Source organism: Streptomyces sp. NPDC000151 (genome assembly GCF_040301705.1).
GTDB lineage: Bacteria > Actinomycetota > Actinomycetes > Streptomycetales > Streptomycetaceae > Streptomyces.
Map to the genome: position 1 here is coordinate 1 of NZ_JBEPFC010000139.1, position 19,249 is coordinate 19,249.

Below are 19,249 nucleotides of genomic sequence, written 5' to 3' on the forward strand. Positions count from 1 at the left end.
GCCGAGGCCGCGGCCGCCGCGGCCGCCGCGGCCCGCACCCCGCGCATCGCCCCGGCCACCGCGTACGCGCTCGGCATCCTCCACGCCGACCAGCGCCACGAGGTCGAGGCCGCCCGCTACACCTTCACCCGCGCCTGGAGGACCGGATGAACAACGGAACGGTGATCCGCGCGGCTGGCTGCGTCCTGTGGCGCCGGGCGCCGGGGACGGGCGGGCTGGAGATCGCCCTGGTGCACCGGCCGAAGTACGACGACTGGTCGCTGCCGAAGGGCAAGCTGAAGCGGGACGAGGAGGCGCCGGCGGCGGCGGTGCGCGAGGTCGCGGAGGAGACCGGCATGGACTGCCGGCCGGGCCCCGAGCTGCCGACCGCGTACTACGAGGTGAACGGCCGCCCCAAGGAGGTCCGCTACTGGGCCGCCGAGGCGTGCGGCGGGACGTTCGCCGCCAACGACGAGGTCGACCGGATGGCCTGGCTCTCCCCGGCCGAGGCCCGCGACCGCCTCACCCAGGCCCGGGACCGGCCGCTGGTCGACGCGTTCCTGGCGGCGCTCCGTACGGCCTGACCCGGCCGCTCAGGCCCCGCCCAGCGGTCCCCGCGCCGCTCAGGCCCCGCCCCGCGGTGCCAGCGCCTCCCAGCGCACCGTGACCTCGCCCAGGCGCCAGCGGCCGGGGCCGTCGGCGAGGGGCCAGCCCGCGGCGTGCAGGGCGCGGACCGAGCGGATCCAGCGCTGGCGGGCGCCGAGCGCGCCGTAGGGCGCTGCCGCCGCCCAGGCGCGGTCGAAGTCCCGCAGGAAGGCGTGCACCGGCTCGCCCGGCACATTGCGGTGGATGAGCGCCTTCGGGAGCCGTTCGGCCAGGTCGGAAGGGGTGGCCAGGGACGCGAGCCGGGCCGCGAAGGTGACCGTGCGGGGGCCCTCGGTGCCGAGCGCGACCCAGACGTGCCGGCGCCCGATCTCGTCGCAGGTGCCCTCCACCAGCAGGCCGCCCGGGGCCAGCCGGGCGCACAGCCGCGCCCAGACCGTCGCCACCTCGGCCTCGTCGTACTGGCGCAGCACGTTCGCCGCCCGGATCAGCGCGGGGGAGCGGCCCGGGGCGCCCGGCAGCGGCACCTCGAAGCCGCCGTGCAGGAAGACCAGCCCGTCCCGCTCGTACGGCCGGGCCGCCGCGACCCGCGCCGGATCGATCTCGACGCCCACCACCGCCGCGTCCGCGCGGGCCGTGCGCAGCCGGTCCAGCAGCTCCACGGCGGTCCAGGGCGCGGCGCCGTACCCGAGATCGACGGCGACCGGGTCGGCGGTGCGGCGCAGCTGCGCGCCGTGCGTGGCGGCGATCCAGCGGTCCATGCGGCGCAGCCGGTTCGGATTGGTGGTCCCGCGGGTGGCGCTCCCGACCGGGCGTGCGGACGGGGGAGGGGAGGAGCTGCGGGCCATGAGATGACTTTATGCGCCGCTGTGCGCCGGCCCGCCCGGGAGCCTCTTAGGGTCACGCTTTGGCAAAGAGGGGGCGGCGCGGCGTCTGGCGGGAAATGGCACGGCCGGCTCTGTTGTTGGCCGGTGGAGAGGCGTTTTTGTGCCGGATTTCCGCCGGATTGTGGGAGGTAGCTCGCAGTGAGCCAATATGTGTCCCGGCTCCGCGGCCGTCCTCAGAGCCAGTTCGCGGGCCCCGCCCGGCTGCGCCTGGGGGGCTCCCGCAAGCCGCGCCGGGTGGCGATGCTGAGCGTGCACACCTCCCCGCTGCACCAGCCCGGCACGGGCGACGCGGGCGGCATGAACGTCTACATCGTCGAGCTCGCCAAGCGCCTCGCCGCGATCGACATCGAGGTCGAGATATTCACCCGCGCCACCACCGGCGCCCTCCCGCCCTCCGTCGAGCTGGCCCCCGGCGTGCTCGTACGGCACGTGGACGCGGGCCCGTACGAGGGCCTGAACAAGGAGGACCTGCCCGCCCAGCTGTGCGCCTTCACGCACGGCGTGATGCAGGCGTGGGCCGGCCACCGCCCCGGCCATTACGACCTGGTGCACTCGCACTACTGGCTCTCCGGCCACGTCGGCTGGCTCGCCGCCGAGCGCTGGGGCGTCCCGCTCGTGCACGCCATGCACACGATGGCCAAGGTCAAGAACGCCGCGCTCGCGGCGGGCGACACCCCGGAGCCGGCCGCCCGCGTCATCGGTGAGACGCAGATCGTGCGCGCCTCGGACCGGCTGATCGCCAACACCGCCGAAGAGGCCGGTGAGCTCGTCCGGCACTACGAGGCCGAGCCCGGCAAGGTCGCGGTCGTGCACCCCGGCGTCAACCTCGACCGCTTCCGCCCGGCGAGCGACGCGACGGGCAGCGACGCGACGGGCAGCGGCGTGACCGGCAGCGGCGTGACCGGCAGCGGCGCCGCCGACGCGCGGGCCGCGGCCCGGCACCGTCTCGGCCTGCCCCAGGACGCGCTGATCCCGCTCTTCGCGGGCCGCATCCAGCCACTGAAGGCCCCCGACATCCTGCTGCGCGCGGTCGCGGTCCTGCTGGACCAGGACCCCTCGCTGCGCTCCCGGATCGTCGTCCCTGTCGTCGGCGGCCCGAGCGGCAGCGGCCTGGCCAAGCCCGAGGGCCTGCAGAAGCTGGCCGCCCGGCTCGGCATCGCGGACGTGGTGCGGTTCCGGCCGCCGGTCGGCCAGGACCAGCTCGCGGACTGGTACCGCGCGGCCAGCGTGCTGGTCATGCCGTCCTACAGCGAGTCCTTCGGGCTGGTGGCCATCGAGGCGGAGGCCTGCGGCACGCCGGTGATCGCGGCCTCGGTCGGCGGCCTCCCGGTGGCCGTGAAGGACGGCGTCAGCGGCTTCCTGATCGACGGGCACGACCCGGTGGACTACGCCCGCGCGCTGCGCCGGTTCGCCGAGGACCCCTCGCTCACGCCGCGGATGGGCGCGGCGGCCGCCCGGCACGCCGGCTCCTTCGGCTGGGACACCGCGGCCGCCGCGACCGCCGACGTGTACACCGCCGCGATGCAGGAGCGGCGCCGTCGCCTACGATCACTGCATGGCTGAGGACAGCAGGGCCGCGGACGCGCGGCAGGTCGTCGAGGAGACGCTGAACGACGCCGGACTGGAGTGGGAGTCCCCGGAGGCCGGCAGTTATGTCGTGAAGCTGCCCGGCACCCGCAAGCTCTCCACGACCTGTTCGCTGCTGGTCGGCAGGCATTCGCTGTCGGTCAACGCGTTCGTCGTCCGCCGCCCGGACGAGAACCACGAAGCGGTGCACCGCTGGCTGCTGGAGCGCAACACCCGTCTGTACGGCGTGGGTTACGCGATCGACAAGCTCGGCGACGTCTACCTCGTCGGCAAGCTGCCGCTCGCGGCCGTCACCCCCGAGGAGCTGGACCGGATCCTCGGCACGGTCCTGGAGAACGCCGACGGCTCCTTCAACACGCTGCTGGAGATGGGCTTCGCGTCGGCGATCCGCAAGGAGTACGAGTGGCGCGTCGCGCGCGGCGAGTCCACCCGTAACCTCGACGCGTTCGCGCATCTGACCAGCCGGGACAAGTAGCACTTTCCGGCCCGTTTCGCGGCGTCCTCTTCCGCCGTGCGGCGGGCGCGTGCCATGCTCGCGCCGTCTCTCCCATGCACCTCTTCACCTGCATGAAGGCGGCCCATGGACATCAGCAGGCGCACTGTGCTGGGCAGCGCGACCGCCGTGACGGCGGCCGCCGTACTGCCCGCCCTCCCGGCCGGCGCTTCCGGTCACCGCAACGCACTCTGGGACGAGTTCACCGCCCGCCCCTTCCGGCATCCGCAGATCCCGTACGTCGGCCGGGCCGGCAGCCGGCGCGGGCCCCGGACCGCCGGCGAAGGGCCCGTGATCGACGCGGTACGGGAGCACGGCGCCGTCCCGGACGGCAGCAAGGACTCGGCCCCCGCCCTCAACCGCGCCATCGAGGCAGCGGGCCGGCGCGGCGGCGGCGTCGTCACCCTCCCGCCCGGCACCTTCCGCATCGACGGCATCGTCCGCATCGGCCACGATCACGTGGTGCTGCGCGGTGCCGGCAGCGGCCGTACCAAGCTGCTCGCCACCAAGCACCTGACCGAGCTCATCGGCCCGTACGGCAGCCGGTACGGCGGCGACAAAACCGCCTGGTCCTGGACCGGCGGCCTCATCTGGCTCTGCCCGACGGCCCGTTGGGACTCCCTGGTCGCGGCGATCAGGAAGCGGGACTGGCCGTTCGAGGGGTGGACGGGCAACCGGCGCGACGAGTGGCGCACGCTCACCGCCGTACGCCCCGCGCGCCGCGGCGACCGCACCGTCACGGTCGCCGACGCCTCGCGCCTGAGCCCCGGCGCCCTCGTCCTCCTCCGCCTGGCCGACGACAAGGGCCACACCCTCCTCCAGCACATCGCGGGCGACGGTCCGGGCCCCGCCGCGTACACCTGGCACGACAAGGTCAAACTCACCAGCTACGTCCCGTACGAGTGGCCCGTGCGCATCGTCCGTATCAAGGGGCGCTCGGTCACCCTTGAGCGCCCGCTGCCGCTCGACGTGCGCCCGGAGTGGGACCCGCGGCTCACCACCCACGTCCCCGCGCTCGTCGGCGCCGGCGTCGAGGGCCTGACGATCGAAGCGGTCGAGACGCCGCAGTCACCGCACCTGCACGACAAGGGGTACAACGCCCTCACCCTGCAGTGCGCGTACGACTGCTGGGTGCGGGACGTCGTCGCGCGCCACGTCGACAACGGCTTCGGGATGACCGCCGCCTCCGCCTGCACGATCAGCAACACCCGTGTCGCGGGCCGCGGTTCGCACCACCCGTACTACTGCCGCGAGGGCTCGCACGACAACCTCTTCGAGGACTTCACCATCGAACAGCGCACCGTGCCCACGCCGCCCGGCACGCAGCTGCACGGCATCAACGTCGAAGGACTCTCCAGCTACAACGTCTGGTCGCGCGGCCGGATGGAGATGGGTACGTTCGACTCCCACCGGGGCATGCCGTTCGCCAACGTCCGTACCGACATCGTGCTGAACAACAACGGCCGGCACGGCGGCGACATGCGTGCGGGGCCGCTCTTCGGGGCCCGCTTCACGCACTGGAACGTCCGCGTCACCAACGGCCGGGCCGGCATGGTGCGGATCGACGGCCTGGCCCCGTACAGCGTCACCGCGGGCATCTCCGAGGTCCGCGAGTTCGACCAGACCGACCAGCCGGACTTCACGGGCGACCTGCACAGCAGGCTGATGGCGTACGGCCGCCCCGGAACGGTCAGGCCACGGAATCTGTACGAGGCACAGCGCCGGCTGCGTCCATGACGGGCGCGGATTCCGGAACCCGGTCGGATACCGATCCGGGTTCCGGAGCCGGGTCCGATATCGGCGCGGGTTCCGGAGCCGGCGTACGCGCCGCCCGCTCCTCGGTGTTCATCCGCCGCAGCAGCAGCCCGTAACCGAGCGCGGCCACCGTCCCGATCACCGCGCTGCCGGACCAGAGGGTGGCCGGGCCGTAGCGGTCGATGACCGTGCCGCCGAGCAGCGGGGCGGCCAGCGAGGCCACCGACCAGGACAGCGCGTACATGCCTTGGTAGCGGCCGCGGCCATGGGTGGGCGAGAGCCGGACCACCAGCCCCATCTGCGTGGGCGAGTTGATGATCTCGCCCAGCGTCCAGACGGCGACGGACACCGCGAACAGCGCCACCGAACCGGCGAACGCCGTCAGCCCGAAGCCGTAACCGGTCAGCAGCGCCGAGCCGATCAGCAGCGCCGCCGGGCTGCGGTGCTCGATGAAGCGGGTCACGGGGATCTGCAACAGCACGATCAGCACGCCGTTCGTGGCGATCACCAGCCCGAAGTCCGTGCTGCTGAAGCCCGCCCGGCCCATGGTCACCGGCAGCGACACGTACGCCTGCTGGAAGAGCAGCGCGAGCAGCAGGTTCAGGCCGACGACGGTCATGAACCGCCCGTCCCGCAGCACGGTCAGCATGGAAACCCGCCGTACGGGCTCCTCCGCCGTACCGGCCTCCGCCGCCTCCGCCGCCACCGGCCGGGACTCGGGCAGCTTCACGAAGACCACCACCGCGCAGGCCAGCACCAGCGCCGACTCGCCGAGGAAGAGCAGCAGATAGCCGTACTGGGCGAGCAGCCCGGCCAGCGACGAGGAAATCGCGAAGCCCATGTTCAAGGCCCAGTAATTGAGCGCGAAGGCCCGCACCCGGTCCTCCGGCGCCACGATGTCCGCCATCATCGCCTGCACCGCGGGCCGCGAGCCGTTGCTCGCCATGCCCACCACGCCGGCCACCGCCGCGATGGCCACCGGGTCCTCCATGAACCCCAGCAGCGCCACCGAGACCGCGGTCGCCAGCTGTGCGATCAGCATCGTGGGCCGCCGCCCGAGCCGGTCGGTCAGCACCCCGGCCACCACCGAGGAGACCACCCCGCCCAGTCCGTACAGCGCGCCGACCAGCCCCGCGTACGACGCCGAGTACCCCCGCTCCACCGTGAGGTACAGCGCCAGGAACGTGGCGACGAACGCCCCCAGGCGGTTGATCAGCGTGCTCGTCCACAGCCACCAGAACTGCCGCGGCAGCCCCGACACGCTCGCGACGACGGCTCGTCTCACCGTGCCTCCCCCAAAGAACCGACGTAAGTGGCGCAACCGCCAAGGGGAAGCTATAGACGCAGGTCACCTCACGCCATTGAATTGACGCGAACCGTCAAACGTCATCGCCCCGGCACAGACGAGCGCCCCGGAGTCCACACATCGGCCCCCTGCCTGGCCTGTCACCGTTTTCGATTAGTCTCAAAGACATGGCCGACGCACCGTACAAGCTCATCCTCCTCCGCCACGGCGAGAGCGAGTGGAACGCGAAGAACCTGTTCACCGGCTGGGTGGACGTCAACCTGAACGAGAAGGGCGAGAAGGAGGCGGTCCGCGGCGGTGAGCTGCTCAAGGACGCCGGCCTGCTCCCCGACGTCGTGCACACCTCCCTCCAGAAGCGCGCCATCCGCACCGCGCAGCTGGCCCTGGAGGCCGCCGACCGTCACTGGATCCCGGTCCACCGCAGCTGGCGCCTGAACGAGCGGCACTACGGCGCGCTGCAGGGCAAGGACAAGGCCCAGACCCTCGCCGAGTTCGGCGAGGAGCAGTTCATGCTCTGGCGCCGCTCGTACGACACCCCGCCGCCGGCGCTCGACCGTGACGCCGAGTACTCGCAGTTCTCCGACGCGCGCTACGCCACGCTCCCCCCGGAGCTGCGCCCGCAGACCGAGTGCCTGAAGGACGTCGTCGTCCGGATGCTCCCGTACTGGTTCGACGGCATCGTCCCGGACCTGCTCACCGGCCGCACCGTCCTGGTCGCCGCCCACGGCAACAGCCTCCGTGCGCTGGTCAAGCACCTCGACGGCATCTCCGACGCGGACATCGCCGGCCTGAACATCCCCACCGGCATCCCGCTCACCTACGAGCTCGACGCCGACTTCAAGCCCCTCAACCCGGGCGGCACCTACCTCGACCCGGAGGCCGCCAAGGCCGCCATCGAGGCGGTCAAGAACCAGGGCAAGAAGAAGTAAGCCCGAGCCTTCTCCGACGCCAGGCCCCCTGCCTGCGGTTTTTCCGCGGGTGGGGGGGGGCTTGCTGCCGCTCTGGGGCCGGCGTTGGGCCGGCAGCGTCGCGGTAGTCTCCGTGCCCCTGGTTCACCTGCGTCGAAATGTGAGCACCCTGTGGCCATACGTGAGACATTCGCCAACCTCTTCAAGCGCACGGCGAAGACCGCCGACGGAGCGTACGCGGCGGAACGACCCTGCCTGTGCTCTCCCCCGTGGCCCGGCCTGGAGACGACGGCGAATGGCTACACGCTCCCGGCTGTGGTTTCGAGCCACTACAGCGTGCTCACCCACCCGGACGTCGGCCCGTTCGTCGCTCGCTGCACCGGCTGCCGGGCCCGGTACCCCGACCCGTGGGTGATTCCGCAGGGCGCCCCCATGCCCTTCCGGTGGGCGCAGGACTAGGGACTCCGGGCCGTGCGCCCGCACATCGAGGGGCCCCGGTCGGCGGTGCCGGCCGGGGCCCCTCGGTCGTGCGGTCGCGGTTGTTGCCTCAGCCGCAGTTGCCGCCGCAGCTGCACGGGCCGCCGGACTGGCAGCCGCAGCCGCAGCCCGAGCCGCAGCCGCAGGCGGCCACGAGGGGCAGCAGGGGGCGGCGGTCGTCGGCCGCGGGACGCTCGGTCGTCACAGGGGTGGGGGAGTCAGCCATGAAATGCCTCCTCTGGAGGGGGTCATCGGGAGGTCGTACCGGGCTGTGCTGTACCGCTGCCCATGACATGCCCGCGTGAAGAGGCGCATCAACCGCGCGCGGTGGCACGCGGTGGCGCGTCAGCCGCCCTCGACCGCGGTCGGCGGCGCGATCTCGTCCGCGTGCTCGCCCGTGACCAGGTACACCACGCGCTTGGCGACCGATACCGCGTGATCGGCGAACCGCTCGTAGTAACGGCCCAGCAGCGTGACATCCACCGCCGTCTCGATGCCGTGCTTCCAGCGGTCGTCCATCAGGTGCTGGAAGAGCGCGCGGTGCAGCAGGTCCATCGCGTCGTCGTCCTGCTCCAGCTGCAGCGCCAGATCGACGTCCTTCGTGATGATGACCTCGCCCGCCTTCGCCATCAGGCGCTGCGCCAGCTGCCCCATCTCCAGAATCGTGGCGTGCAGGTCCCGGGGCACCGCCGTCTCCGGGAACCGCAGCCGCGCCAGCTTCGCGACGTGCTGCGCCAGGTCACCGGACCGCTCCAGGTCCGCGCTCATCCGCAGCGACGTCACGACGATCCGCAGATCCGTGGCGACCGGCTGCTGGCGCGCCAGCAGGGCTATGGCCCGGGCCTCCAGGTCGCGCTGCAGATCGTCGACCTTCTCGTCGCCGGCGATCACGTTCTCCGCCAGCTTCAGATCCGCGTCGAGTATCGCCGTGGTGGCGCGCCCGATCGCGGAGCCGACAAGCCTGGCCATCTCGACCAGGCCTTCGCCGATCGAATCCAGCTCCTCGTGGTACGCGTCCCGCATCAGTGACCTTCTCTCGCATCGAGTCGTTCGAGTCGTATGTGGGCCTGCGATGCCCGTGATCAGTCCCCCGGGCCGGTGCCCCTGCGTAGTCGCCCGGGCTGCGCCCCTGGTGGTGTGGGCCTACGATCCCCACGCTCCCACGTTCGAGCCCGGATGCGACCGGTTCGCCCCTCCGGAGTGAACCGGTGCCGACATGAAGGTGAACTCTCGGCAACCAGTGGCCGAGGTGACCCTCGGACGGCTGGGGAACTGTCACAACCGGCGCATAACCTGGACTCATGAACGTGGACGCGGCCATCGCCGCAGTGGCAGCGATCGCCGGTTGTTGTACCGGCGTGATCGCCATGCTGGCGTTCCGCTGGAGCGAGCGGGACCAGGCCAAGCCCACGCGTACGTCCCTGCACACCGACGCCGTCCTGCCCCCCGGCGTGGACACCGTCCTGTCGGTGCTGCGGTCCTCCGCCGTCGTCCTGGACGAGGCCGACGGCGTGGTCAAGGCCAGCTCGGCCGCGTATGCCCTGGGCCTCGTACGAGGCGGCAAGCTCGCCGTCGACCCCATGCTCCAGATGGCGCGCGACACCCGCAGGGACGGGGAGATACGCCAGGTCGAGCTGGACCTGCCGCGCCGCGGCACCGGCCGCGGCGACGCCCTCGCCGTCTCCGCGCGGGTCGCCCCGCTCGGCTCCCGGCTCGTCCTGCTCCTGGTCGAGGACCTCACCGAAGCCCGCCGCATCGAAGCGGTCCGCCGCGACTTCGTGGCGAACGTCAGCCATGAGCTCAAGACCCCGGTCGGCGCGCTCTCCCTGCTCTCCGAGGCCGTCATGGACGCCAGCGACGACCCCGAGGCGGTGAACCGCTTCGCGGGCCGCATGCAGGCCGAGGCCACCCGCCTGACCAGCCTCGTACAGGAGCTCATCGACCTCTCCCGGGTGCAGAACGACAACCCCCTGGAGGACGCCGAGCCCGTCCGCGTGGACGAGCTGGTCGAGGAGGCCATGGACCGCTGCCGCCAGCAGGCCAGCAGCAAGTCGATCACCATGGCCATCGGCGGCATCGCCGACCTGCACGTATGGGGCAACAGAAGCCAGCTCGCCGGCGCCCTCGGCAACCTCGTCGAGAACGCCGTCAACTACTCCCCGGCCCGGACCCGCGTCGGCATAGCCGGCCGCCGTGTCCCGGCGTCCGGCGGCACGATGATCGAGATAGCCGTCACCGACCAGGGCATCGGCATCTCCGAGAAGGACCGGGACCGGATCTTCGAGCGGTTCTACCGCGTCGACCCGGCGCGCTCCCGCGCCACCGGCGGCACCGGACTCGGTCTCGCCATCGTCAAGCATGTGGCCGCCTCGCACGGCGGGGAGGTCACGGTATGGAGCGCCGAAGGACAGGGCTCCACCTTCACCTTGCGGCTCCCGGAAGCCGGCGCGGTCCGTGACCGCGACACCCAACGGGACGGCGCCGCAGCAGACCCGGACGACCTCGATGGCGAGGACGGTCCGTACGACACCTTCAACGGCCCGGCCGACACCCACCACCACACTTCCCCGGAAGCGCTACGCGCGCCCTACCCTGCCCCGGAGGTCCTTCCGTGACCCGAGTGCTCGTCGTCGAGGATGAGGAGTCCTTCAGCGACGCCCTGTCGTACATGCTCCGCAAGGAGGGCTTCGAGGTCGCGATCGCCGCGACCGGCCCCGACGGACTGGACGAGTTCGAGCGCAACGGCGCCGACCTGGTCCTGCTCGACCTGATGCTGCCCGGCCTGCCCGGTACGGAGGTCTGCCGCCAGCTGCGCGGCCGCTCCAACGTCCCGGTGATCATGGTGACCGCCAAGGACAGTGAGATCGACAAGGTCGTCGGCCTGGAGATAGGAGCCGACGACTACGTCACCAAGCCGTTCTCCTCGCGGGAGCTGGTCGCCCGCATCCGCGCGGTCCTGCGCCGCCGCGGCGAGCCGGAGGAGGTCACCCCGCAGGCCCTGGAGGCCGGCCCGGTCCGCATGGACGTGGACCGGCACGTCGTCACGGTCTCCGGCGGCAAGGTCGACCTCCCGCTCAAGGAGTTCGACCTGCTGGAGATGCTGCTGCGCAACGCCGGCCGGGTCCTCACCCGTATGCAGCTGATCGACCGCGTCTGGGGCGCCGACTACGTGGGCGACACCAAGACCCTCGACGTCCACGTCAAGCGCCTGCGCGCCAAGATCGAGCCGGACCCGGGCGCGCCGCGCTATCTGGTCACGGTCCGCGGCCTCGGGTACAAGTTCGAGCCGTAGGCCGACCGGCGCGCCTTCAGGGGCGCGGGGAACTGCGCGAGCAGTCCAGGCGGCGAGATGTCCGCGCCACGTGCCCTGCCCACCACGGGCGGGGCGCTTTCGCGTACGCGGACGGCCGCTACGACGCCCGCACGGACGCCTCCATGTGCCCGAACGCCCGCCCCGCCGCCGAAGCGGCAGAGCGGGCGGGGGCATACCTCAGTGGCCGCCGTGCGCGGATTCCGAGGCCGAAGGCGAGGCCGACTCCGAGGCGGACGCGGACGCCGACGGCTGCGGCACCTCGCTCGGCCCGTAGTCCTTGAAGTAGCTCTTCGCCGGGACGACGTACGCCCGCAGCGTCACCTTGCCGGTGCGGCTGAAGTCGAAGGTCACCTTCTGCGCGTTGCCGTCCTGGACGGCCTCGCGGCCGCTGGACAGGGTGGCCGAGGCGTTGCCCTTGCCGCCGATGACGAGGGAACCGCCGGCCGGCACGGTGATCTTGCCGGAGCCCTTGGCGGGCTTCAGCTCGGCCTGCTGGCCGCTGCCGTCGACCGTGACGGAGTCCAGCGTCTGGTCCTTCGTACCGCCGTTGAACAGCGTCGCGGACACCGCTGCCGGGCCCTTGGCGTCCGGCTTCGGCTGGGTGATCACGATGGCGTTCTGGATCTTGATGTCGCCGACGGAAGTGGCGGCGTTGTCCGGCTTGACTTGCAGCGTCGCGGCATCGTTCCCGGCCGCGCACGCGGAGAGCGAGGCGATCGAGAGCGTGAGGACGGTGGCGGCGAGGGCGCCGCGTCGAAGGCTGCGGCTCACGGCGGCGGCATCTCCTAGGACGAGCTTCGGCGGCCGAACGGGCATGCCCGGTCGCGGGGTGGACGGCTGGGCGGCCGTTCCGTACGCCGCGCGTCGGCGCCGTACGTAAAGCCGCCCTAAGGGTGTGTCAGCGCCGCTAGGTTACCGAGCCGCCCTTCCGCCGCCGCACCCGACCCGCCCCCTGCGCGATCACGTGCCGATCGCGCGCCGGTCACATGATCACGAGCGGCCGCCCGGAACGCTCCCGACGCCGCTGCCGGCGGCCCCTCCCGTGCGTGCCCGGCCGGCTTGCCGCAGCCCTCACGAGAACTGCCGGAAGAATTCACCTCACGTCCGTTCGAGTGATCGCCGCGGGAGAATCCACCGGAGCCGCCGAGAGGAATAGCGGCAATGGCAAAGGAATGCGCCGCGTCACACGAATTGATCATGTCCGGTACGCCCGGCCGGGTGACGGGGTGATCAATTCTCGATTCGGGCAGGAGTGATCGGGAGTGACCGAACGGAGTAGTGGAAGCACGCCATCCGGATCCCGGCAAACCGGGACGTTCGTCCTGTCGATCGGGCTCTTCGGGAGCTGTAACGTACGCGTTTCGCTCCGCTCAAGAAGCGCCTCCGACCTGCGCATACCTACTTCCATTGGGCGGTCGATGCACGTCACGACCGTCGTTGTCAAGCCCCGAGATGCGCCCTGACCTGCGAAAACGCCATTCAGAACGGACCGTTCCCGTGTTAGGATGGATAGCCACGGAAGGGGTACCTGTCACATGACGTTCAAGGTTGGCGACACCGTGGTCTATCCCCATCACGGGGCCGCGCTGATCGAGGCCATCGAAACTCGCCAGATCAAAGGCGTGGACAAGACCTACTTGGTGCTGAAGGTCGCCCAGGGCGATCTGACGGTTCGTGTGCCAGCGGACAATGCGGAGTTCGTCGGTGTACGCGATGTGGTCGGCCAGGACGGGCTCGACCGGGTCTTCGAGGTGCTTCGCGCACCATATGCCGAAGAGCCGACGAACTGGTCCCGTCGCTACAAGGCAAATCTCGAAAAGCTCGCCTCCGGCGACGTGATCAAGGTCGCCGAGGTGGTTCGCGACCTGTGGCGCCGTGAGCGTGAGCGCGGACTCTCCGCAGGTGAGAAGCGAATGCTCGCCAAGGCCCGCCAGATCCTGGTGAGCGAGCTCGCCCTCGCGGAGAACACGAACGAAGACAAGGCCGAGGCTCTGCTCGACGAGGTCCTCGCGTCCTGACGCCCGCCGCTGCCGGGTTTCCACAGTGATCGCTCACGGTGGCAGGCCCCGCGATGAGGCGCTCAGCACAAGGAGCGCGCTCAGCGGTGCTCAGCAGTGGTGCTCAGCACGAAAATGCCGCGGTGCCCGAGCGACGATTGCTTCCTCGCGGAAGCAGTCCGTTGCCGGGCGCTGCGGCATATCTGATGACAGGCGTACCCGATGGCCTACGTACCTGGTGTGCTGCCCCAGCCCCTGGCGTGCCTACGGGGCCTGCCTACGGTCCTACGGGGCGTGCCCTACGGCCGGCGTGCCGAGAAGCCGGCCACGGCGGCCATACCCTGAGCCGAACCAGGAACTGACGTGCCGGGCCCGGGCAGCTGGCTCGACCGGCCGTCACGGAAGGGTCCGGTCGGGGCGTCGCGCCCGGCACGGTGTGGCCATACCCACCTCGGCCGAGTAAACAAACCTGCCGCTCGAAATTCGGGGTGCGACCCCCGGCTCACGGAGTGCAACCGATGTCTGAAGATTCCCGCCGACTTCGCACGGCGGCGGTCATCCCCGCGGCCGGCCGCGGGGTACGCCTCGGCCCCGGCGCCCCCAAGGCGCTGCGCGCGCTGGGCGGCACGCCCATGCTCATCCACGCCGTACGGGCCATGGCGGCGTCCCGCGCCGTCTCGCTCGTCGTCGTGGTCGCGCCGCCCGACGGCGCGCCCGAAGTACGTGCTCTGCTGGACAGCCACCCGTTCCCCGAGCGCACCGAGCTGCTGGTCGTCCCCGGCGGCGACACCCGCCAGCAGTCCGTGAGCCGCGGCCTGCAGGCGCTGCCCGACGACGTCGACGTGGTCCTCGTCCACGACGCGGCGCGGCCCCTCGTGCCGGTGGACACCGTCGACACCGTGATCAACGCCGTACGGGGCGGCGCGCCCGCCGTCGTACCGGCGCTGCCGCTCGCCGACACCGTGAAGGAAGTACGGCCGGATCCCGACGGCGGATCCGAGCCGGTGGTGGGCACACCGGAGCGCGCCCGGCTGCGCGCCGTACAGACCCCGCAGGGCTTCGACCGCGACACCCTGGTCAAGGCCCACACGACCGTGACCTTCGACGGCGAGGGTGCCACGGACGACGCCGGCATGGTCGAACGGCTCGGCGCGCCGGTCGTGGTCGTACCCGGCCACGAAGAGGCGTTCAAGGTCACCCGCCCGCTGGACCTGGTACTCGCCGAGGCGGTACTGGCGCGCAGGCGCGTGACGGACGGGTACGCCTGAGGGACGGGTAGGCCGGAGGGACGGGGGCGCCTGACGGGTCCTTCTCCGGTGGCTGTTCTGTGGACGGCTTGGGGTTTGGGGTGGGGGCGGGGCGTATACGGGGGCGGTGGGGGTGGCCCCCTACCCGTCCGACGAGCGGGGGCGGGGCGGAGTTCTCGCGCGGTTCGATGTTCACTCGCAGGGAGGAAAATTTCATGGTCGCGTTGCCCCAGGTGGGGATCGGGACGGACGTACACGCCTTTGAGCAGGGGCGTGAGCTGTGGTGCGCCGGGCTCCTGTGGGACGAGGCGGCCAGCGGCGGCTACGGCCTCGCCGGGCACAGCGACGGCGACGTGGCCGCGCACGCCGCCTGCGACGCGCTCTTCTCCGCGGCCGGCATCGGCGACCTCGGCGCGCACTTCGGTACGAGCCGCCCCGAGTGGTCCGGCGCCTCCGGCGTGACGCTGCTCGCCGAGGCCGCCCGCATCGTCCGGGCCGAGGGCTTCGAGATCGGCAACATCGCCGTCCAGGTCATCGGCGTACGCCCGAAGGTCGGCAAGCGCCGCGAGGAGGCCCAGAAGGCGCTCTCGGCCGCGGCCGGCGCGCCCGTCGCGGTCTCCGGCACCACCACCGACGGCCTCGGCCTCACCGGCCGAGCAGAAGGCCTGGCCGCCCTGGCCACGGCCCTGGTGATCCGCACGGCATAACCCCCGACGGCCCGGCCCCACGAGCCGGCTGACCCGGTTTCGGCCGGGGCTCCGGTTTCGGCCGGGCCTCCGGGCTCGCTTCGACCCGCCGCCTCGGTCCGGGCTTCGGGTTTCACCTCGACCCGCCGCCTCGGCCGGGCCACCGGTTTTGGCCGGGCCTCCGGGTTCGCTTCGGCCCGCCGCCTCGGCCGGGCCTCCGGTGCCGCCTCGGCCGGGCCGCCCGGTCCCACCTCGGCCTCGGTGCCCGGTTCCGCCTGGATCCGGCCGTCCGGTTCCCCGTTTCGGCCTCCGGCCCACCTGGCCCGGCCGCCCGGTTCCGCCCACGCCCCGACCGCCCGGTTTCGCATACACCCGCCCCCGGCCACTCAGCTTCGCGTACGCCCGCCCCCCGCCGCCCGGCTTCGCGTACGCCCGCCCCCGGCCGTCCCGTTCCACCCTGCGGGTGAATCTCGTGCTCGGCGCGAACACCCGCCACCCGTCATTCGTCAGACGGGGTGGGGGCCCCAGGGTGCGCACATACGGGCGCAGCCCCGAACTCGCCGCTCCTCAGGGGGAATTCCGCGCCCCAGGGGAATTCCCCGCCCCGCACGGACGTTGGCCCGGCAACAGCACCCGTCCGCGTCCTGCTCCGCTTCGCACCCGCGCTCCCGCTTCGCCCCGTGTACGACCGCTTCGACCGCGTCCCGCTCCGTACGCTCCGCAGGAAGGAACCGCCGTGGCAGCCGAACTCTCCGAGGCCCTCAAGAAGGTCCTCGACTCCCCGGTCCTGGTCACCGTGGCCACCATCCAGCCCGACGGCAGCCCGCAGCTCTCGCCGGTGTGGGTCAAGCGGGACGGCGACGACCTCCTGTTCTCCACGACCGAGGACCGCCGCAAGGCCGCGAACCTGCGGCGCGACCCCCGGGTGACCGTCATCGTCCAGCCCGCCGACGATCCGTACGCCTACGCGGAGATCCGCGGCAGTGCGGAGCTCACCGGCGAAGGCGCGCAGGAGCTGCTCGACGAGCTCTCGGTGAAGTACACGGGCAAGCGGTACGCGGAGTTCAACCCGAGGGCCGGCCGGGACGGCGCGCGCGTGGTCGTCCGCGTCAGCCCGCGGAAGGTCGTCGGGCGTCTCTGACCGGCCCGCTCGCACCCCGCCCGCCCCGCCTGGCATCCGCAGGCGTACAACCCGTATCCCCGTCCGCCCCACCCCCGTCCCCCCCCCTCATCCCCGGGCGTACCACCGCGAAGTGGTGCCGAAGGGGTGCCGAAGTGGTGTGGAACACCCGCGAATATCACGCTTCTGTGTCCCCGTGGGCCATCGGGTCGCGGGGCACTGCCTCGTTCCGTCTACCCTTGATGCGTGACCATTCGCCTGTACGACACCAGCGCCCGGCAGATCCGTGACTTCTCCCCGCTCACGCCGGGCTGCGTCTCGATCTACCTGTGTGGCGCGACCGTGCAGGCCGCCCCGCATATCGGGCACATTCGGTCGGGACTGAACTTCGACATCATGCGCCGCTGGTTCGAGTACCGCGGCTACGACGTGACGTTCATCCGGAACGTCACGGACATCGACGACAAGATCATCAGGAAGTCGGCCGAGCAGGGCCGCCCCTGGTGGGCGATCGGGTACGAGAACGAGGTCGCGTTCAACACCGCGTACGACACCCTCGGCTGCCTGCGGCCGACGTACGAGCCGCGTGCGACCGGCCACATCCCCGAGATGATCGAAATGATGCGCGGCCTGATCGAGCGTGGCCACGCCTACGCCGCCGATGGCAACGTCTATTTCGACGTGCGCTCCTTCCCCGGCTATCTGGAGCTGTCCGGCCAGGACCTGGACAAGCTGCTGCAGCCGTCCGGCGAGGGCGAGACCGGCAAGCGTGACCCGCGCGACTTCGCGATGTGGAAGGCGGCCAAGGAGGGGGAGCCCAGCTGGGAGACCCCCTGGGGCCGCGGCCGGCCCGGCTGGCACCTGGAGTGCTCGGCGATGGCCCACAAGTACCTGGGTGAGCAGTTCGACATCCACGGTGGCGGCGTCGACCTCGTCTTCCCGCACCACGAGAACGAGATCGCGCAGGCCAAGGCGTTCGGTGACGCGTTCGCGCGGTACTGGGCGCACAACGCCTGGGTGACGATGAGCGGCGAGAAGATGTCCAAGTCGCTGGGCAACTCCGTGCTCGTCTCCGAGATGGTCAAGCGCTGGCGTCCCATCGTGCTGCGCTACTACCTCGGTACTCCGCACTACCGTTCGATGATCGAGTACAGCGAGGAAGCGCTGCGCGAGGCCGAGTCCGCGTTCGCGCGCATCGAGGGTTTCGTTCAGCGCGTCGTGGAGAAGGCCGGTCCGGTCGAGCCCGCCGACGAGGTGCCGCTGGCCTTCGCCGAGGCGATGGACGACGACCTCGGGGTGCCGCAGGCGCTGGCGATCGTGCACACGACCGTCCGCCAGGGCAACTCCGCGCTGACCGCCGACGACAAGGAAGCCGCCGTCGCCCGGCTGGCCGAGGTCCGTGCCATGCTCGGCGTGCTGGGCCTGGACCCGCTGGACGAGCAGTGGTCCGGCGGCGGCTCGGAGCGCGGCGAGGACCTGCACGGCGTCGTCGACTCCCTGGTCCGCATGGTCCTGGACCAGCGGCAGGCGGCCCGCGCCCGTAAGGACTACGCCACCGCCGACGCGATCCGCGACCAGCTCCAGCAGTCCGGCCTCGCCATCGAGGACACCCCGTCGGGGCCGCGCTGGTCGCTGTCGTGACGGACGGCGAGCCGGCCCGGTCGTCCGCCCGGCCGCCCGCGCGGTCGCCCGCACGGGGGACGGCGGGGGACACTCGTACGTACACGTAGCAAACGCAGCGCATGTAGCAAACACAGTACGAGTAGCAAACACGGTACGAGTAGCAAACGCAGTACACGTAGCACGTGTATACGCATCAGACATCTACGCAGCAGACATCACATCCACGTCGCGAGACGTCGAGAGCAGTAAGAAACAGGTGACCCATGGCCGGCAACAGCCAGCGCAGGAACCGCCGCACGTCCAACAAGAAGGGCATGCAGGTCGGCAGCGGCGGCCAGCGCCGCCGGGGCCTGGAGGGCAAGGGCCCCACCCCGCCCGCGTCCGCCCGCAAGGGACATGTGAAGAACCGCGTCGCCAACGCGAAGGCCAAGCAGGCGGCGCACCATCGCCCGGCCCCGCGCCGCGGCGGCGCCAAGGGCACGGCCGAGCTCGTCGTCGGCCGTAACCCGATCGTGGAGGCGCTGCGCGAGGAAATCCCCGCGACGACCCTCTACGTCCAGCAGTTCATCGACAGCGACGAGCGGGTGCGCGAGGCGCTCCAGCTCGCCGCCGACCGCGGCATGAACATCCTGGAGGCGCCGCGCCCCGAGCTGGACCGGATGACCAACGGGCTCAACCACCAGGGTCTGGTCCTGCAGATCCCGCCGTACGAGTACGCGCACCCGGAGGACCTGGCCGCGGCCGCGTTCGACGTCGGCGAGGACCCGCTGATCGTCGCGCTCGACGGCGTCACCGACCCGCGCAACCTCGGTGCGGTGGTCCGTTCGGTCTCCGCTTTCGGCGGCCACGGCGTGGTCGTACCGGAGCGGCGCGCGGCCGGAATGACGGCGGGCGCGTGGAAGACCTCCGCCGGTACCGCGGCGCGCACGCCGGTCGCGCGCGCCACCAACCTCACCCGCACGCTGGAGTCGTACCAGAAGGCGGGCATGATCGTCGTGGGCCTGGCGGCCGACGGCGAGGTCGAGCTGCAGGACCTGGAGGCGCTGGACGGCCCGGTCGTCATCGTCGTCGGCAGCGAGGGCAAGGGCCTCTCGCGCCTGGTCGGCGAGACCTGTGACGTGCGCGTCCGCATCCCGATGCCGGGCGGCGCCGAGTCGCTGAACGCGGGCGTCGCCGCGGGCGTCGTCCTGTGGGAGGCGGCACGCCGCCGGGGCTGAGGGGCACAGCGCGGCCGCCGCCGGGGCTGATGCCCACGGCGCGGCGCGGTG

Annotated in this window: 19 protein-coding genes and 1 pseudogene; 15 read left to right on the forward strand and 5 right to left on the reverse strand. The window is 71.8% G+C overall.

Features of this window, described 5'->3' with window-relative positions; all coding sequences use genetic code 11:
- A pseudogene (locus ABT381_RS28695) lies at positions 1 to 150 on the forward strand (CHAD domain-containing protein); the annotation flags it as partial.
- On the forward strand, positions 147 to 563 hold the full coding sequence (locus ABT381_RS28700) for an NUDIX hydrolase (RefSeq protein ID WP_351599481.1): 417 nt from the start codon (positions 147 to 149) through the stop codon (positions 561 to 563). The pseudogene ABT381_RS28695 and the gene ABT381_RS28700, both read left to right, overlap by 4 nt.
- A gap of 39 nt (positions 564 to 602) precedes the next feature.
- On the opposite strand, the gene ABT381_RS28705 is transcribed toward ABT381_RS28700, so the two are convergent.
- Entirely contained in the window at positions 603 to 1,430 is an 828-nt protein-coding gene (locus ABT381_RS28705) for a class I SAM-dependent methyltransferase (protein ID WP_351599482.1), read from the reverse strand.
- 177 nt (positions 1,431 to 1,607) lie between these two features.
- Between ABT381_RS28705 and ABT381_RS28710 the strand changes: the two genes are divergently transcribed.
- The 3 genes from ABT381_RS28710 to ABT381_RS28720 all read left to right on the forward strand — a co-directional run bounded on the left by ABT381_RS28710 (position 1,608) and on the right by ABT381_RS28720 (position 5,286).
- Complete coding sequence (locus ABT381_RS28710) at positions 1,608 to 3,032, forward strand: glycosyltransferase (protein ID WP_351599483.1); 1,425 nt, start codon at positions 1,608 to 1,610, stop codon at positions 3,030 to 3,032.
- Positions 3,025 to 3,531: a type III secretion system chaperone family protein gene (locus ABT381_RS28715; protein ID WP_351599484.1), complete on the forward strand. Its 507-nt coding sequence runs from the start codon at positions 3,025 to 3,027 to the stop codon at positions 3,529 to 3,531. Before ABT381_RS28710 ends, ABT381_RS28715 begins: the two co-directional genes overlap by 8 nt.
- 105 nt (positions 3,532 to 3,636) lie before the next feature.
- Positions 3,637 to 5,286, forward strand: a complete 1,650-nt coding sequence (locus tag ABT381_RS28720) for a glycosyl hydrolase family 28-related protein (protein WP_351599485.1) — start codon at positions 3,637 to 3,639, stop codon at positions 5,284 to 5,286.
- On the opposite strand, the gene ABT381_RS28725 is transcribed toward ABT381_RS28720, so the two are convergent.
- Positions 5,240 to 6,589: an MDR family MFS transporter gene (locus ABT381_RS28725; RefSeq protein WP_351599486.1), complete on the reverse strand. Its 1,350-nt coding sequence runs from the start codon at positions 6,587 to 6,589 to the stop codon at positions 5,240 to 5,242. The genes ABT381_RS28720 and ABT381_RS28725 overlap by 47 nt on opposite strands.
- 188 nt (positions 6,590 to 6,777) lie before the next feature.
- Here ABT381_RS28725 and ABT381_RS28730 point away from each other — a divergent pair, with 188 nt between their 5' ends.
- Positions 6,778 to 7,539 carry a phosphoglyceromutase gene (locus ABT381_RS28730; protein WP_351599487.1) on the forward strand — a complete coding sequence of 254 codons (762 nt, stop codon included), beginning with the start codon at positions 6,778 to 6,780 and terminating at the stop codon, positions 7,537 to 7,539.
- A gap of 150 nt (positions 7,540 to 7,689) precedes the next feature.
- Positions 7,690 to 7,977 (forward strand): hypothetical protein, encoded by a 288-nt coding sequence (locus tag ABT381_RS28735; RefSeq protein WP_351599488.1) that lies wholly within the window; start codon positions 7,690 to 7,692, stop codon positions 7,975 to 7,977.
- An 88-nt stretch (positions 7,978 to 8,065) separates the two neighbouring features.
- Here ABT381_RS28735 and ABT381_RS28740 read toward each other — a convergent pair whose 3' ends face one another.
- Together ABT381_RS28740 and phoU are read right to left on the reverse strand one after the other, a co-directional pair.
- Positions 8,066 to 8,221, reverse strand: coding sequence for a hypothetical protein (locus ABT381_RS28740; RefSeq protein WP_351599489.1), 156 nt, complete (start codon positions 8,219 to 8,221; stop codon positions 8,066 to 8,068).
- A 119-nt stretch (positions 8,222 to 8,340) separates the two neighbouring features.
- On the reverse strand, positions 8,341 to 9,018 hold the full coding sequence (phoU, locus tag ABT381_RS28745; protein WP_351599490.1) for a phosphate signaling complex protein PhoU: 678 nt from the start codon (positions 9,016 to 9,018) through the stop codon (positions 8,341 to 8,343).
- Positions 9,019 to 9,296: 278 nt separating this feature from the next.
- On the opposite strand from phoU, the gene phoR reads away from it, so the two are divergent.
- The gene (gene phoR / locus ABT381_RS28750; RefSeq protein ID WP_351599491.1) at positions 9,297 to 10,610 is read left to right on the forward strand and encodes a two-component system sensor histidine kinase PhoR; all 1,314 of its coding nucleotides are present in this window, start codon (positions 9,297 to 9,299) and stop codon (positions 10,608 to 10,610) included.
- A 5-nt stretch (positions 10,611 to 10,615) separates the two neighbouring features.
- The gene (gene phoP / locus ABT381_RS28755; RefSeq protein ID WP_465270440.1) at positions 10,616 to 11,287 is read left to right on the forward strand and encodes a two-component system response regulator PhoP; all 672 of its coding nucleotides are present in this window, start codon (positions 10,616 to 10,618) and stop codon (positions 11,285 to 11,287) included.
- Positions 11,288 to 11,485: 198 nt separating this feature from the next.
- On the opposite strand, the gene ABT381_RS28760 is transcribed toward phoP, so the two are convergent.
- Positions 11,486 to 12,079 carry a copper chaperone PCu(A)C domain-containing protein gene (locus ABT381_RS28760; protein ID WP_351599492.1) on the reverse strand — a complete coding sequence of 198 codons (594 nt, stop codon included), beginning with the start codon at positions 12,077 to 12,079 and terminating at the stop codon, positions 11,486 to 11,488.
- A gap of 764 nt (positions 12,080 to 12,843) precedes the next feature.
- Between ABT381_RS28760 and ABT381_RS28765 the strand changes: the two genes are divergently transcribed.
- From ABT381_RS28765 to rlmB, 6 genes are all read left to right on the forward strand, one after another.
- Positions 12,844 to 13,326 carry a CarD family transcriptional regulator gene (locus ABT381_RS28765; RefSeq protein ID WP_003953493.1) on the forward strand — a complete coding sequence of 161 codons (483 nt, stop codon included), beginning with the start codon at positions 12,844 to 12,846 and terminating at the stop codon, positions 13,324 to 13,326.
- Positions 13,327 to 13,823: 497 nt separating this feature from the next.
- On the forward strand, positions 13,824 to 14,573 hold the full coding sequence (ispD, locus tag ABT381_RS28770; RefSeq protein WP_351599493.1) for a 2-C-methyl-D-erythritol 4-phosphate cytidylyltransferase: 750 nt from the start codon (positions 13,824 to 13,826) through the stop codon (positions 14,571 to 14,573).
- Positions 14,574 to 14,767: 194 nt separating this feature from the next.
- Positions 14,768 to 15,259 (forward strand): 2-C-methyl-D-erythritol 2,4-cyclodiphosphate synthase, encoded by a 492-nt coding sequence (gene ispF / locus ABT381_RS28775; protein ID WP_351599494.1) that lies wholly within the window; start codon positions 14,768 to 14,770, stop codon positions 15,257 to 15,259.
- Positions 15,260 to 15,974: 715 nt separating this feature from the next.
- Entirely contained in the window at positions 15,975 to 16,379 is a 405-nt protein-coding gene (locus ABT381_RS28780) for a PPOX class F420-dependent oxidoreductase (RefSeq protein WP_351599495.1), read from the forward strand.
- A gap of 225 nt (positions 16,380 to 16,604) precedes the next feature.
- A complete protein-coding gene (gene cysS / locus ABT381_RS28785) occupies positions 16,605 to 17,999 on the forward strand; it encodes a cysteine--tRNA ligase (RefSeq protein ID WP_351599496.1) in 1,395 nt (464 codons plus the stop codon).
- 245 nt (positions 18,000 to 18,244) lie between these two features.
- Positions 18,245 to 19,198, forward strand: coding sequence for a 23S rRNA (guanosine(2251)-2'-O)-methyltransferase RlmB (rlmB, locus tag ABT381_RS28790; RefSeq protein WP_351599497.1), 954 nt, complete (start codon positions 18,245 to 18,247; stop codon positions 19,196 to 19,198).
- The last annotated feature ends 51 nt before the right edge of the window (positions 19,199 to 19,249 follow it).